The organism is Lachnospira sp. CLA-JM-H23, assembly GCF_040096425.1.
GTDB lineage: Bacteria > Bacillota > Clostridia > Lachnospirales > Lachnospiraceae > Lachnospira > Lachnospira rogosae.
Genome location: NZ_JBBMET010000004.1, coordinates 280996 through 294916 on the forward strand (window position 1 = coordinate 280996; position 13921 = coordinate 294916).

Genomic DNA, 13921 nt, shown 5'->3' on the forward strand with positions numbered 1-13921 from the left:
TGAATTTTTCCTTTTACCGACCCCTCTTATGCCTTAATATCAAAACTTGATCTATCAGGTACAGAAATACTCACAGATCCTGCTACAAGGCTTTGTGTCATACTTTTTACATCAGTACCAGTTACGGATAAGGTATAATCACCCGTTTCCTTTCTTTCTGCCGATTTTTCTGCACGTTTCTTTGCAGCTTTTTCTTCCTCTGCTTTTTTAGCAGCACTTTTCTCTTTTACCTTTTCCTTTGTTTCTCTGTTCTTTTTTGCTTTTCGTTCAGCATTCTTTTTCGCTATTTTCCCATCTGGATCATTTGTACCAGATATTGCCACCGAAATATTTCCGTTTTCATCAACCTTATAACTCAGATTTGTCAAAGTATCCAAACATCCATTCACCGCACTTTTTGCACAATCTGGAATGGCTGCTAAGTTTTCCTCCAGATACTTTGCTTTTTCCGGATCATTCATACACTTCTGTAAAAATGCACTTGAAACGGATACTGTTGTCGGAACCCCTTGCATTGAAGTCAGCCCTATATTCATATAATGGTATTTTCCTTGCAAGTATTTTGAATAATCATTTACATTGCTATACCCCGTCTTAATCTGCTCTGTTTTTGTCACACCGGGACGTGATGTTTTTAATTCAACTGTACTTGTTGTCACGTTGTCGTCTTTTGTATTTGTACTATCCTTTTCACTATCTGTTTTTTTAACAGTATTCTTGTAATTTGAAGCATAATACGATGTGCAACTGCTGTTATTGATACCTGTAATTGCCATAATCCTACCTCCCTGTTATTGAAACTTAAAATAATTTCTATTATATTGAACGACTTGGATATTTAATTTCCGTTGATATAAATTCATCTTCTGCCGAAACATTGATATGCCCACTGCTGTCAATAGCATACTCTTTACCATAAACGGAAAACGTATCTCCTTCTTTATATCCGATTTCTATCCAGTTTATATCATTTAACTTTTTTATCTTTGCATCAACATTTATGGTCTTTCCTGATTCCTGCAATAAATAAGTGTGTTTTCCTGCTCCCGCATCTATAGAAAAGAATCCCGGAGAAATCCCAACTTTCTCACAGACTGACAGTACTTCCTCATTACTGTAGAGATAACCCCACACACTCTTTCCCTGTGCCAGATCAGATAAAATATTACTTGCTTTGCGCATTTCCCACTTATAATTTGTCCCTTTTTGATTTGTATTCTCTGCAAGCAACGATTCCGAGGCTGCCCAGCCTATCCTTCCATTATTGACCGTCCATGTATATTTACCACCACTTGATGTTGTCCATGAATAATAACTTTTATTACTTAGTACCAGAGAATTATTCTCAACACAGATGCCTGACAAGGTGCTTGCATTCATTTTCGATACTGCATAATTAGGTACTACCTGTCTGCTCCCATTAAGTTCAAAGGAAATAACCCCGTATTCCTTAAAATCAGAATTATATCCACAGGAAACATTCTCCCCAAAATTGATTGCATCCAAAATAGCACTTGAATTATTATAGTTTGCAAAATAATAAGCCAATTCATTGTTAGAAATATTCGCATTTTTATCTATCAGTGCAGCTATGGATTGCTTTGAAAAGCCTCTTGCAGCATCAGAAATACTTAAACTGTCCTGTTTTTTATTATTTCCTGCTCCAAGCAACATCAGTATTGCTTTTTGGTGTATTCCTGCCTCTGCCTGCTTTGAATATGTCAATAGCTGGTTTACTGTGTTTACATCTGTCACTGCCTTCATAATTATTCTCCAAACCCTTTTTCAACATTAAACGCCAAACATATGTTGCAATTTGCCCAGCATATTATTTACTCTGCCTTCAACAGCTTCTGGCTGTTTCCTTAATTCATACCTGCTTCCATAGTAATCATTTAGACGGTCTTTCATTTCATTACAAAATAATTTTTGATCTGTTTTACCATTTAAAAACTGATTGCAGATACCACTTATCTCTTTCTTCTCATTTGCATAAAAAGCTGTCTCATCTGAGATTATTTCTGATTTGTACTTATAAGCTTCTGTTTTGCTCCCTATTCCAACAACCATATAATCCGGTGTCATTCTCTCCATGATAGAATCGCGTGCCGACTCATTAAAATGAACATATTCGTCAATCATGTCTGAAAAACCTGCTTGTAATTGCTCTGGAACATACATTTCATTTACTTTCCTTAGTCCCGCTTCACTTGCACTTAACAAAAATACAGATTCATAGGAAGTTCCTCTATATCCCTCCTGAGCATTCAAAAAATCTACATCTGCTGTCATTGTATTAATCTTCCCTTTTAAATCTTTCATTTCATCTTCTGTCAAATATTCAAAAGCATTTTCGTCCAGCCATTTTTCAAAAACCTCTGACTGATTTTCCGAACAGCCTTCAAACGCACTTTGTTCTCCAGAAATGGAAGTTGCTTTCAAATCTAATTTGAATAAATTTTCACATTTGTATTCTGCTGGTATTTCTTTTATCTCTCCATTGATTGATGAAAAATGCATTGCCTGAAAATCTGAGACTTTATCACGAGCAGTCTCAACTAACTTTCTTGCTGAATCACTGATTTTCACATCATCCTCCGAAATAATATTCTGAGGAACAGTTGTTTTCTTCTCAACCATATTTTTTATCATCTCAGGATTATTAATATACCTATTTCCTTGAACTTTCATAGCAACCTCCTTAAGTTAGTCCACACTTTCTATACTTCTTTATCTATCTTGCTCGATGTCAAAGAAGAATCCGTCTTAGAGTACGTACCATTATTTGTATAGGTTGCACTCGCCCGGTTTGCAGCATTCGATATACAAGTTGCTTTCTGCGATATTTTGCTTACAAAAGAATTATATCCTGTAAAGACCGTTTTCAGCGAACTGATATCTGCCTGCTTTAAAGCATCCTCATCTAATTCCAACTTGTTTCCTTTTCCTATGGTAATACCTATTTTGGCAAGCATATTACTGTTTTTGTCTGTCATTCCAGTCATCCATGAAGCATTTCGCAATACATCCTTTGTATTCGATTCTCCTGCTTCCTTAACTACATCATTATAATCTTCAACAAAAGATTTTACTGCCTTGGTAATTTTATCCCAGTCATAATCCTCTACCTCAATCTCTTCCCCCGTTTTTTCATCTTTCTTTTTTATTTTCTTTTTTTCCCAAAGAGATGAGTCATTCAAAGCATCTGCTGATTTTTTCAGAGAATCTGCACTTGTTTTCATCAAGGTAAGTTTTTGTGAAGTATCACCTTTTCCCGATAATTTTTCAGCATCCTGTTTTGCATAATATGCTTTCATAAGTTTTCCATAGCTTCCATTTTTGATTGCAGCATAATCAGAAAGCATATTTGTATTGCCTACTGATGAACTATCTGACGTTCCACTAAACAAAGCTGAAAAATCTACATTGCTGTTATATTTACTTGTATAATCACTAAAACTTTTGATTTCTGACATAACACCAGCCTCCTTTCCGAACTATAAACGTATATCTATCGGTGTATATACTACCGACTGTCCACTTTCTGATGCTGGATGTTTTATTGTTTCTGCTGTTTCTATTTTGACATCTGCATTCTCTGATGCATCTGTTGTCGTATCTGCATTTTCCTGTGTATTCTCTGCTTTCTGCGTTTGATCCTTCTTTGTTTCTGCTGCATCTGTACGGTTGTCTGCCTTTGCTGCTTCTTCCATCGATTTATTTGCATCTGAAAGTGAAGACATCTGTGATGCTGTTGCAGACTGCGCTTTTGCCTGCAAATCTGCCAGTTCTTCTTCTTTCTTTTCGGTATTGCCTTTTCCAGCATCCTGCTTGATTTCAGACTCAAGCACACCGGCTCTTCCTTCCATCTGTGTTGCCATACTACCCTGCACTTTTGCTTGCTTCATAGATGAATCTGCGGAAATCATTGCCCGCATACCTGCCTGTGACAAGCCTGTTCCTTTCTTTGCAGATGTGTTTTTTGTACCAGCCACCATATCATCCATAGATGATTTTTTACTCTGCTGTTCCTTTCTCTGTTCAATCTGGTGCTGTCTTAACTGTTGATTGAGATTTGTAATTTCCTGTTGTATCTCCTGACGTTTCTTCATCTTATCCTCTAATGACAGTTCTTCATTTGATGATAAGTCCTGCAATTTCTGCTGTGCATTTGCAATCTGATTCTGAATATTTTTACTCACAGAATCATTCGCCTGTGCCATTCCCATTGCTCCTGTCTGCGTATTCGTTCCGTTAAATCCATTAATTTTCATCATTTTAATCCTCCTTGTTTTGCGAAGCAAAATGCGACTGTCCATACAGGAGCAGAGGATTTTACCTCCTTGAGCTAATACTCTGAAATCCGTTTCCTGAAAATCTGTATAACATAATTTCTCTTTATTTTTTCTTTCGGCATATCTTTCTTCACAATAAACCGTGATGTTGTGAACCGCCCTTTTTTCGTTGTGAAGCAGTCTGAAAATGCTTTTCAGACTGTCGCAGTGCTCCTCAAATATTGTTTGCAAGCAACATATTTTCATCGCTACCTGTGCAAAAAAAGTACTACATATTTCTGTAATTTCTGTAATTTACAAAATACATAGTGCCAATTTATTTCTTTATTCTACCTGCATCATAATGCTAAGGATTACTTCCTCATTTCCCTGCTCCAAAGATATATCTCCCATATACATTCTGGCAACCCGGCGAATGTTATTCAAACCAATTCCATGTTCCCTCCCAGATTTGGTTGTTTCTGGCAAATCGCTATCACCAAAATTAAGCTGACCCCCAAAACTGTTTTTTATGGTTATCATAAAGATACTGTTTTTCCGAAAAGAAGAAATACTGATATACGGATCATCTCCACTTACATTTTCCATACAGTTATTCAAGGCATTATTCATGATCACACTCAAATCAAATGCATTTAACTTCGTATTATGCGGATAATGAAAATCCGACAGAAACCGAATCTGCCTTTCTTTTGCTTCTCTCAGCTTTTCCATCAAAATGACATCAATTACCGGACTTCCTGTCTTTATTTCCGGAGATACCTCGTCCCATTCATTTTTCAGATGTTCCAAGTATTCTGTAGCATCATCCATATTATTATGTGCCACGAGATGTTCCAGTGTCTGTATATGATTTCCCATATCATGGCGCATGGAGCGGATATCCCGATACAACTTTTCGACTTCCCCAATATACTTTTTCATGTCACTGATCTGATTTAATACCAGCTCTTGTCCCCGCTGTTCTTCCTGCATCTCTTTCCAGTTTTGGAACATTACAATCACAACAAGAATAGCGACTATGGAAATCAGATAGTGTAAAAAGCTTAAAGCTCCATAAAATCCATATGTATCAATCAAGTTCTTTCCAGTATCTCTTTCGTATATCATGAGATAATATTGTAAAATGCCATACCCAGTGACGCCTACAAGCGAAGGTATAATAAGCATTACCATCTCTTTGACGCTCATTTCATCTTTTTTGTATATATACGCTTTATTGATCAGTCCTATTGCAACCGCAATAAAAGCAATACAAAGTACAATATCCAAAACTCTGGTTCCAACATATAGTCCGTATTGCAACCACACTTTTTCTGCACTCATATTCCGAAATACAAGTGCTTTTGTAACAAGATCATCAAGTCTGCCTGCCATTGCAACCGTTAACCATCGGATAGAAAAGAACGTAATTGCAAGAAATATTTTCTGATATATATTTCTTCTGTCCTCTACATACATTGCAAGAAACGCTGCTATAACTCCAATCAGATATGCGGAAAAATTATCAATCTGTGGCGGAATCATATATAAAACAAGCATAATCGTAATATAAACAATACTGACTGCCACAGCCCCTTTTTTCTTTTTTATATAGGGACAAACAAATTTTCCAAAATAGATTCCTGTAATCATAAGGAGTGCAATAACAGAAATTTTCGATGTAACCATCCAGCATTTTTCTACCAAACTCATCCGATTTCTTTTCCTTTCCTCTGATTATATTTCAAATATTGTTTTACAAACTCAGAATAATTCTGTTTTGCAATCAATGCAGTTCCATTTTCCATCGTCACACAATTTGCATCATATTTCTTAACATATTTGAAATGTACGAGGTAGGCTCTGTGTGTACGAAAGAAATCTGCTCCCGCAATTTCACTCAGTTCCTGCAATTTTCCATAATATTCAATATTCGTATCCCGTGTATGGATAATGACTTTTCGATTATATACCTCGGCATACACAATATCCTTCAAAAACACTTTCATATGGCTTCCTCCGGACTGCACCATCATGTATTTTTCATCCGATTGATTTTCAGAATATTTTTCAATACTTCTGACTGCACGTTTCACAACTTCCTCAAATTTTTCATCTGAAAATGGTTTCACCAGATAATGAAATGCTGCAACATCAAATGCCTGAAAAACATACTCCTCCACAGCAGTTACAAATATCAATACCATTCTTTCATTTTTCTGACGCAGAATCCTTGCCGTTTCCATTCCATCCATTCCTGGCATCTGAATATCTAAAAATAGAATATCCGGCTCACAACCACTTGCAATCAATTCATCACCAGATAAATATTTATCTATTACTGCATCCGGTAATAATTTCTTTATTTTTTCTTCTAATATCAATCCTATAGATTTTTCATCATCACAGATTGCTATTTGCATCTTGTCACTTCCTTACTTACATACAATTATATTTATTATATCGGAAAAGTTCTTTAAATAGCTAGCCACCATGTTGTGAACAGACCTTTTTTTGATGTGAAATAGAATATCACATATATCGCTTTATCTGCTTCCTGCTAATTTGTTTTATCCGACACACGCTCCTTGGAGTGACTGTATCTATCAAAAAAAGAAGTCAGCAGTTTATTCACGCACTACTGACTTGGCAAAGACGTAAAACCTCCCTGCTTCTCCACTTTGTAATGTGCCTCCAATGCACGCATTTCGCTAACACCACTGGATTTTCATCCGTCGAATCATCCGCATATTTAAGACAATAAGAAAGACCTGTACCATTACCTCCTGTCCACAACATATTATCTGTTGTGAATATCTGGTATACCTTTGGTGTTTCAGCCGTATAAAATGTATTTTCCGCAGATACAGGGGCTTTCATATTATTGCCTTTTTGTTGTCGGTACATTGAAGATACCGTATTTAGACCAGAACCAATGTGCATACTTCTGTTCCTCCAATCAGCTTAAAAATATCTCTATATTCTAGACCACTTCCTGCCTTAACTTTTTTTTGAATACACATGAAAGGGATTTTCTCCTTGGTGTGAATGACCATCGGTTTGTCATCAACCTTTCTAATTTTCAATTTTCTCACCTACTACTTTGAAAAATAAAATAAGCCGCTAGGGAACAAAAATTACTCCTTAACGGCTATGTAAAATCATTCAATATTCAATTATTAAAAGCAACATGAAACTGGAATTTTGGCATTTCTACAAGTACCAATATGAGTGCATTCCACATAAATATGTTTTGGAATTTTTCGGCATTTGCTTTATTGCATTGTAAATATTTAAGTAATCCCCAAACCCCATTCCAATACAAATAATTCCAAATAAACCCAATCCAACAAATTGCGGAAATATCAAAAATAAAATATAGGGAATTACGCCAAGTATAAGATTAGGGCACAGGCACATAAAAATAAAACGCCCTTTACTCATATCCTCTGTTCCTACCACAAACATCAACATATGTGCCAAATCATTATACATATATACATCTTTTTTATAACATATTGCATGCAGCAATTCATGTGGCAACAGAGATAATCCGCCACAAATTCCACCTATCATCATCCATATTGCATTATCAGGAATATATTCTATTCCAAGTATTAAAAATGGAATTGCTAATATACCCATTATCAAAATACATCCCACATTTGCAATTAATGATAATTTCTTCGTATCCTCTGGTTCTTTAAACGGGGTTGCATTAGGATGATGTTCCTTGTATGGAAGACTACTCTCATCTCCATTATATTTGCCAGCATAGTGAAAAATCATATTCTTCTCCTCTCCATAAACTTCAAAGTTTCTGTTCCTTACAAACTTGAATTTGGTGTGTGCTTTATAAATTTTTTCCGATCCACTCAAGTTCGTTCAAGGAATCCTTATTTTTTTCAAGTTCATCTCTGTCTGTTGCGTAATATGATTTTTTGAAAAGCATATCCCATGAAAGATATTTTGCCATACAGTCAAACTGCTTATCAATCAGCTCATACTGGATACTGCCTACGGGAGAACCACCTACAACAATTGTGCCAACTTTTTTGTTTTTTAACTGCAATCCACGGCAGTAGCACTTATCAATGATAAGTTTCAATTGTGCTGACATTCCCCACCAATAAACTGGTGTAGCAAAAAGAATCATATCTGCGGCAGCAATTTTATCAATTGTAGAATTTGTATCATCCTTATCGACGCATCCCTTAGAGCATTGACAGACACCACATCCCTTGCATGGTGCAATGTTGAGTTTGTCGGGTTCAATGATTTCAATTTTATTCTTTTCTGACGCTCCTTTTATAAATGCATTGATTGCTGCCAGCGTATTTCCTTTTCTGGCACTTCCATTAATGATTACAATTTTCATGCGTGTATCCTCCAACTTCCGAGTTGTCGCTCTCAGTATACCATGCCTTCTCCCCGCAGAAAAACATGGCGAAAAACAAAAATGTCCCCGGAGTGCTTTTTTCAGAGTTTTCGATCTGGATTTCTCAGAACAGAATATCCTCCGGCTTGAACTTATCTTTTTCAGTAATGGGGCGGATCACCTTGCAGGGCACCCCTGCAGCGATGACACCGGCGGGAATGTCATGAGTGACGACGCTTCCCGCCCCGATAACCGAGCCTGCCCCGATGGTAACGCCGCCACAGACAGTGGAATTTGCGCCGATCCAGACGTTTTCCTCCAGCGTAATGGGTGACGAGGTGCCAATGCCATGGCTGCGCTGCTCCGGATCGATGGCATGACCGGAGCAGGCAAGGCATACGCCAGGGGCAATAAAGGCACCTGCTCCGATGTTTACCGGAGAGGTATCCAGAATGACACAGTTATAATTGATGACCGCCAAGCCGTGGGTATGGATGTTGAAGCCATAGTCACAGTGGAAATCCGGCTCAATGCCGGTCATGGGAGAGCAGGTGCCCAGCAGGGTCTGCAGGATACTGCGCCGCTTTTCCTGTTCGTTGGGAGCGGTGCGGTTGTACTCACAACACAGTTGCTTTGCACGGTACTGTTCCTCCGTGGGGGTGTTTTCATAGCCACTGACATAGGCGGCAGGGTGTTTCATAATATCCAGAGCGTTCATCATGTTTGTCCTTTCCATACAGTGTTTTCTTAAAGATTATACCACATTCTCTGTCGGTGTGTAATAGGCTGCTTTTCCTCATTTGTTTGTCCGCTTGATCTTCTCCATCGCTTTGCCCTTAGCCAGCTCATCCACCAGCTTTCCAAATAGCGGATCTCCTTCATCAGCGGCTCTTCGATACCCTCCTGCTTTACGCCGCAGGCGCTGTAACCCGTCAGCCACCCAATAATTTCATCTACTTCTGCCTGCGTCCGCCCCTTGCCGACTGCCTTTGCCACCAGTATAGGATATATTTTTGCAAATGGCATAGCATATACTTTTTCAGTTTCCATTTTCGTCCCTCCATCAGGTGCGTCTATGTGCAATGTATAACCACGCTTCCGGACAAAAAAGAATGTGTGCCGGCGCATCCCAGACGATAACATTATACCTGTTTTCAAAATACTGAAATTGTCAGTCCACAATCCACCGAACAGCATTGGCTGGAGCTTCGCCTGTAGCGCATACAAGTGATTTCTCTTCGTCAGTTTTTCCAATAAAGCAATATTGAGACTCAAAATTCACAAGTGAATAATCTTCTACTTGGCAGACTGAGAAGTCTTGATGAATTCTCCTTAATTCCATAAAAACACCTCCACAAATTCCGATTTTACGAACTGTTTATATTTTTGGTTAGTTTTGCAAACTTGAATTGAGATTTCATATATTCCAAGGGATTTAATAACTGTTATATTTTATTATCAAATATCTCTCAATCCCTTGAAAACACAAAGTTTATCGCAGGTGAGCTTTCCCTTATTGTTTCCCTTGCGTTATATCGTCCCACCAGTGTTTACGAACTCTGATAAGGGCAAAAACAAGGGCAAGAAAATTATATAAAACAGTATAACACAAAATAAAAGTGACATTGTGAACTGATTGAAATGCTTCTATATTTTTATTGGTTTAAAGGAGACACAACATGAATACCATTTACGCAGAATACAACATGTACCACAACAGCATTGACATTTATACAATATTTATTGTGTCAGGCACCATTGTTTTCAAACTGCATAACATCATCCGGCGGATTCAGAGCATACAAAAGTCCATACGGCGAGCTGTATTCCCATTTCACTGGGATACTGACAAGCGCCGGGTGGACATCCTGCCAACATTCCAGTATTAAGAGAACATTCCCGGTTTCTATACAGCGGTTAAATACAGACATATCATAATATTTATTGTGTCAGGCACCATTGTTTTTTCATTCTCGGCATTGGAAGAACTTCTGCATATCTTCTGGTGAAAGAAGAACATTTCAGTTCCATTCCTCTGCCAGCAGGAAGTCACGAATATTGCGGTGTTTGATTCCATCTCGGCTCATATCCAGTTCGTCCATCGTTACAACGTATTTCGGGAAATTGTCACGAACACCGGCAAACGCCCCAAACTCACGCTGGATGGTTTCCTCCGAGGCAAGTAGATAGGAAACCTGAACATACAGCTTTTTCCCATGATCTTCACATACGAAGTCAATCTCCTTGTCAGAGACTTTCCCAACAGTCACAGAATAACCACGGCGCAGCAGCTCCATGTAGACAACATTTTCAAGGACAAGGTTAATGTCCTTCATGTTGCCACCGTACACGGCTTCCCGGACACCATGATCTGCAACATAGTATTTCTCGTTGACGGTCAGGATTTTCTTTCCCTGGAGGTCTTGGCGCTTCACCTGATAAAACAGGAATGCGTCCGTGCAGGCTTTGATGTAGTTCAGTACCGTTTCTGGTGAAACGGAGCGCCCTTCACTTTTCAGATACTTGGAAATGGCTGTGGAAGAAAAGGTAGTGCCGATGTTGGAAGTTATATAAGCAATAATTCTCTCCAGCATATCCACATCACGGATATTGTTTCGCTTGATAATATCTTTCAGCTCTACGGAGTTGAACAAGTCCCGCAAATACTGACGACTGGCGGCATCGTCGTAGCGAAGGTTGCTCAAATAGGGCATTCCTCCCAGCGTCAGATATTTTGTAAAGCATTGTCTTTCGTCTGCACCTTCGTAAACGGTGTGATACAGCTCCATAAACTCTCTGAATGAAAACGGGTAAATCACGAACTCCACATACCGTCCGGCAAGATAAGTGGCAAGCTCACCGGAAAGCAGCTTGGCGTTGGAACCGGTAATGTATATATCACAATCCAGCTCCACCCGGAAAGAGTTGATACATTTTTCCCAATCAGCCACCTCTTGGATTTCGTCGAAGAACAGATAAACCTTGCCGCTGATTTCTTTTGTTCTGCGAAGGATTTCATCATGCAATGCAACAGCCGTACAAAGGTGTGCATTGCTCATGTTCTCAAAATTCAGGGAAATAAACTGTTCTGGTTGGACCCCGTTTTGGGCAAGTTCCTCTTGGATCAGGCTCAGCATGACAGATTTTCCACTACGGCGAATCCCTGTCAGAACCTTTATCAGCTCATTTCCGATAAAAGGACGGATACGGCTCATATAAATTTCTCGTTTAATCATGTAGACCAGCCTCCCTTCTGAAACTGTCTATATGGTACCACGGCTATAACTGATTTTCAATACCGCAAATCCAGTTTTATCAGATATAATTGATAAAATACGAATTTCGACACAATCAGGCAGTTATACCGAGCGAAGTTTGGCTATGCGTTTTTATTGTGTCAGGCACCATTGTTTCATATTGAAATATAGTGTCTCTGTGCATGTTCTATATACCTCTGATTATATAATATTCAATTTATATAATCTCTCAAATGCTTTTTTATCAAAGTCTGCTTCTGTAATATATAGCTTTCTATCGCTATCAATGTCATTCTAACTCAATAGTCATATCAATTATACAATTAAAAGCAAAGATGCTGCTAACTGAATAACAACATCTTTGCTTGTTTAGAATGGGGATTATAAAATTTTAATGATAGTATACTGTGACATAAATATTTTTTAATGTTGCTGCTGCAACAGTTCCCGTTGAATACCTTGTAGATTCAAATTGAACATAATAATTTCCAACAGGGCTTAAATTATAATTGCCAAAATCTGCAAAAGTAAGAGAACTATTCCAACTTTTGCTGTCTGTATATCTGTCAAATGTGCCATCTCCATTATCCTCATCTTTAGCAACAAATAATTCGATGTTTCCACTACTTCCACTACTTTTTGTGGATGTAACCACTATTTTACTGATTGTGGAGCCTGACGGAACAGATGTGCTGCTGATTGTAAAAGAACCAAGAGCGGAAGTTGCCACTGTATCATTTGTTCCAAAAAAGGAATTTAACATTCCAACAGAATGTCGTGATGATCCAGAAGTTAATGCTGTCGGAGTTATTTCAAATGTCATTGTTTTCTCCGTCTCCGAATAATTTTCCTGAGTTTCTGCCGCAAAAGCTGTGACATTCATTGTAAAAAGCATGACAACACATACAATAATAGAAAAAAAACGTTTTCTCATAATGAATCTACCTCCATACTTTATGTAATCATCCCCATCTAAATATACTAAATTGAAAAATCAAATCTTCCACCGATTTTATTATCCTCTGGTTTGATAGAATTCCATTCAATATTTTTAATTTTATCCAAAAGTTCATCTTTTGAATTTGCTTGAACAGTAGCTTTTTTTACTTCAATTTGCTTTAATTGTTCCTTTTTCTTCGCCTCTTTCTTCTCCGCAGCTTTCTTTTCCTGAATTTTTTCAAGATATTCTTTCTGACTAGCTGATGTTTTTTCTAATTGAGCAAAGAATGTTGTAGTTCCATCACTATTAAAAGAAATACCAAACTTTGTTATTTTTGTATCAGTATCTGCACTGTTTTCTATTCCGTTTGTCTTACCAAATGCTCTTTCAAATCCAAACTGAGCATTGATTTCATCCGACATACGCAAAGCACCTTCAATACTATGCATCTTTTCAGCATAATATTTGGGATCGGATGCCATCTTCTCCATTTCTTCCTTTGAGAAAATAACCGTAAACTCTTTATCACTTTGTGCTAAAATATCTTTAGCATTATCACCATTTTCAAAATCTGCAACCATAAAGTCCATATCTGTTCTTGAGCCACGCATATCTTTAAGCATTTTTTGTGCCTCTTTACTTAGATTTTTTTCGGCTATACTTTCTGTCACATTTTTCTTGACCTTATCATTTTCTGTTGTTTTCGCTGTTTCTTTTTTCTTATCTACTGTACCTGCCTTGTAGGTATTCTGATAACTTCCATAAACAGTACCCGTTGTATTCACATTCATTGACATATCCTTTGTCCTCCTTCTCTGAATCCGTTCTTTATTATTTATTGTTTCTAATATTATATATCGGCTTTATTCCGAAAACTATAATCCTCCCTGTTATTTTTATCCCATGATTATTGAAAATCTAAAATTTGAAATTCACTCTTAAATCAGATTATGCATTAAATATTATTGCTATTGACAAACCACCTAAATATGAAGTTATCTTTTTCTTCCTAAATATCGGCATACTTTTGATTTGTATTGCAGGTACTCATTTCCGAATGCTTTTATCA

General features: G+C 37.6%; 15 protein-coding genes and 3 pseudogenes. All 18 read right to left on the reverse strand.

The window, feature by feature from the left end:
- Positions 1 to 26: 26 nt before the first annotated feature.
- The 18 genes and pseudogenes from WMO42_RS07375 to WMO42_RS07460 all read right to left on the reverse strand — a co-directional run bounded on the left by WMO42_RS07375 (position 27) and on the right by WMO42_RS07460 (position 13649).
- A complete protein-coding gene (locus WMO42_RS07375) occupies positions 27 to 776 on the reverse strand; it encodes a hypothetical protein (RefSeq protein WP_055306780.1) in 750 nt (249 codons plus the stop codon).
- Between the two features lie 40 nt (positions 777 to 816).
- The gene (locus WMO42_RS07380) at positions 817 to 1764 is read right to left on the reverse strand and encodes a hypothetical protein (RefSeq protein ID WP_349191918.1); all 948 of its coding nucleotides are present in this window, start codon (positions 1762 to 1764) and stop codon (positions 817 to 819) included.
- Between the two features lie 27 nt (positions 1765 to 1791).
- Positions 1792 to 2691 (reverse strand): hypothetical protein, encoded by a 900-nt coding sequence (locus tag WMO42_RS07385; protein WP_349191919.1) that lies wholly within the window; start codon positions 2689 to 2691, stop codon positions 1792 to 1794.
- Positions 2692 to 2720: 29 nt separating this feature from the next.
- On the reverse strand, positions 2721 to 3476 hold the full coding sequence (gene fliD / locus WMO42_RS07390) for a flagellar filament capping protein FliD (RefSeq protein WP_242858652.1): 756 nt from the start codon (positions 3474 to 3476) through the stop codon (positions 2721 to 2723).
- Positions 3477 to 3497: 21 nt separating this feature from the next.
- Positions 3498 to 4274: a FlxA-like family protein gene (locus WMO42_RS07395; RefSeq protein WP_349191926.1), complete on the reverse strand. Its 777-nt coding sequence runs from the start codon at positions 4272 to 4274 to the stop codon at positions 3498 to 3500.
- Between the two features lie 345 nt (positions 4275 to 4619).
- Positions 4620 to 5990, reverse strand: a complete 1371-nt coding sequence (locus WMO42_RS07400; RefSeq protein ID WP_349191921.1) for a GHKL domain-containing protein — start codon at positions 5988 to 5990, stop codon at positions 4620 to 4622.
- Positions 5987 to 6700, reverse strand: a complete 714-nt coding sequence (locus WMO42_RS07405; RefSeq protein WP_055176448.1) for a LytTR family DNA-binding domain-containing protein — start codon at positions 6698 to 6700, stop codon at positions 5987 to 5989. The genes WMO42_RS07400 and WMO42_RS07405 overlap by 4 nt, the downstream gene beginning before the upstream one ends.
- Positions 6701 to 6918: 218 nt before the next feature.
- Positions 6919 to 7220 (reverse strand): annotated as a pseudogene (locus WMO42_RS07410) (hypothetical protein); the annotation flags it as partial.
- On the reverse strand, positions 7199 to 7363 hold the full coding sequence (locus tag WMO42_RS07415; RefSeq protein ID WP_349191923.1) for a hypothetical protein: 165 nt from the start codon (positions 7361 to 7363) through the stop codon (positions 7199 to 7201). The pseudogene WMO42_RS07410 and the gene WMO42_RS07415, both read right to left, overlap by 22 nt.
- Positions 7364 to 7490: 127 nt before the next feature.
- Complete coding sequence (locus WMO42_RS07420; protein WP_147581248.1) at positions 7491 to 8156, reverse strand: DUF3267 domain-containing protein; 666 nt, start codon at positions 8154 to 8156, stop codon at positions 7491 to 7493.
- Complete coding sequence (locus tag WMO42_RS07425) at positions 8131 to 8655, reverse strand: flavodoxin family protein (RefSeq protein ID WP_055306785.1); 525 nt, start codon at positions 8653 to 8655, stop codon at positions 8131 to 8133. The genes WMO42_RS07420 and WMO42_RS07425 overlap by 26 nt, the downstream gene beginning before the upstream one ends.
- A 124-nt stretch (positions 8656 to 8779) precedes the next feature.
- Complete coding sequence (locus WMO42_RS07430; protein WP_349191924.1) at positions 8780 to 9391, reverse strand: sugar O-acetyltransferase; 612 nt, start codon at positions 9389 to 9391, stop codon at positions 8780 to 8782.
- 11 nt (positions 9392 to 9402) lie between these two features.
- The gene (locus WMO42_RS07435) at positions 9403 to 9705 is read right to left on the reverse strand and encodes a DUF2200 family protein (RefSeq protein ID WP_242858655.1); all 303 of its coding nucleotides are present in this window, start codon (positions 9703 to 9705) and stop codon (positions 9403 to 9405) included.
- 163 nt (positions 9706 to 9868) lie between these two features.
- A pseudogene (locus tag WMO42_RS07440) lies at positions 9869 to 9997 on the reverse strand (ACT domain-containing protein); the annotation flags it as partial.
- A gap of 406 nt (positions 9998 to 10403) precedes the next feature.
- Positions 10404 to 10595: pseudogene (locus WMO42_RS07445) on the reverse strand (LysR family transcriptional regulator); the annotation flags it as partial.
- An 81-nt stretch (positions 10596 to 10676) separates the two neighbouring features.
- Positions 10677 to 11891: an ATP-binding protein gene (locus WMO42_RS07450; protein ID WP_008116575.1), complete on the reverse strand. Its 1215-nt coding sequence runs from the start codon at positions 11889 to 11891 to the stop codon at positions 10677 to 10679.
- Positions 11892 to 12303: 412 nt separating this feature from the next.
- Positions 12304 to 12846 (reverse strand): hypothetical protein, encoded by a 543-nt coding sequence (locus WMO42_RS07455; protein ID WP_008116573.1) that lies wholly within the window; start codon positions 12844 to 12846, stop codon positions 12304 to 12306.
- 47 nt (positions 12847 to 12893) lie between these two features.
- A complete protein-coding gene (locus WMO42_RS07460; RefSeq protein ID WP_171029228.1) occupies positions 12894 to 13649 on the reverse strand; it encodes a DUF6033 family protein in 756 nt (251 codons plus the stop codon).
- Positions 13650 to 13921: the final 272 nt, after the last annotated feature.

Bases quoted from the DNA above. Each gene is read 5' to 3' on its own strand.
- WMO42_RS07425 (WP_055306785.1), bottom strand. From the start codon at position 8,655: ATGAAAATTGTAATCATTAATGGAAGTGCCAGAAAAGGAAATACGCTG.
- WMO42_RS07375 (WP_055306780.1), bottom strand. From the start codon at position 776: ATGGCAATTACAGGTATCAATAACAGCAGTTGCACATCGTATTATGCT.
- WMO42_RS07450 (WP_008116575.1), bottom strand. From the start codon at position 11,891: ATGATTAAACGAGAAATTTATATGAGCCGTATCCGTCCTTTTATCGGA.
- WMO42_RS07435 (WP_242858655.1), bottom strand. From the start codon at position 9,705: ATGGAAACTGAAAAAGTATATGCTATGCCATTTGCAAAAATATATCCT.
- WMO42_RS07385 (WP_349191919.1), bottom strand. From the start codon at position 2,691: ATGAAAGTTCAAGGAAATAGGTATATTAATAATCCTGAGATGATAAAA.
- WMO42_RS07395 (WP_349191926.1), bottom strand. From the start codon at position 4,274: ATGAAAATTAATGGATTTAACGGAACGAATACGCAGACAGGAGCAATG.
- WMO42_RS07405 (WP_055176448.1), bottom strand. From the start codon at position 6,700: ATGCAAATAGCAATCTGTGATGATGAAAAATCTATAGGATTGATATTA.
- WMO42_RS07430 (WP_349191924.1), bottom strand. From the start codon at position 9,391: ATGGAAAGGACAAACATGATGAACGCTCTGGATATTATGAAACACCCT.
- WMO42_RS07460 (WP_171029228.1), bottom strand. From the start codon at position 13,649: ATGTCAATGAATGTGAATACAACGGGTACTGTTTATGGAAGTTATCAG.
- WMO42_RS07400 (WP_349191921.1), bottom strand. From the start codon at position 5,990: ATGAGTTTGGTAGAAAAATGCTGGATGGTTACATCGAAAATTTCTGTT.
- WMO42_RS07455 (WP_008116573.1), bottom strand. From the start codon at position 12,846: ATGAGAAAACGTTTTTTTTCTATTATTGTATGTGTTGTCATGCTTTTT.
- WMO42_RS07380 (WP_349191918.1), bottom strand. From the start codon at position 1,764: ATGAAGGCAGTGACAGATGTAAACACAGTAAACCAGCTATTGACATAT.
- fliD (WP_242858652.1), bottom strand. From the start codon at position 3,476: ATGTCAGAAATCAAAAGTTTTAGTGATTATACAAGTAAATATAACAGC.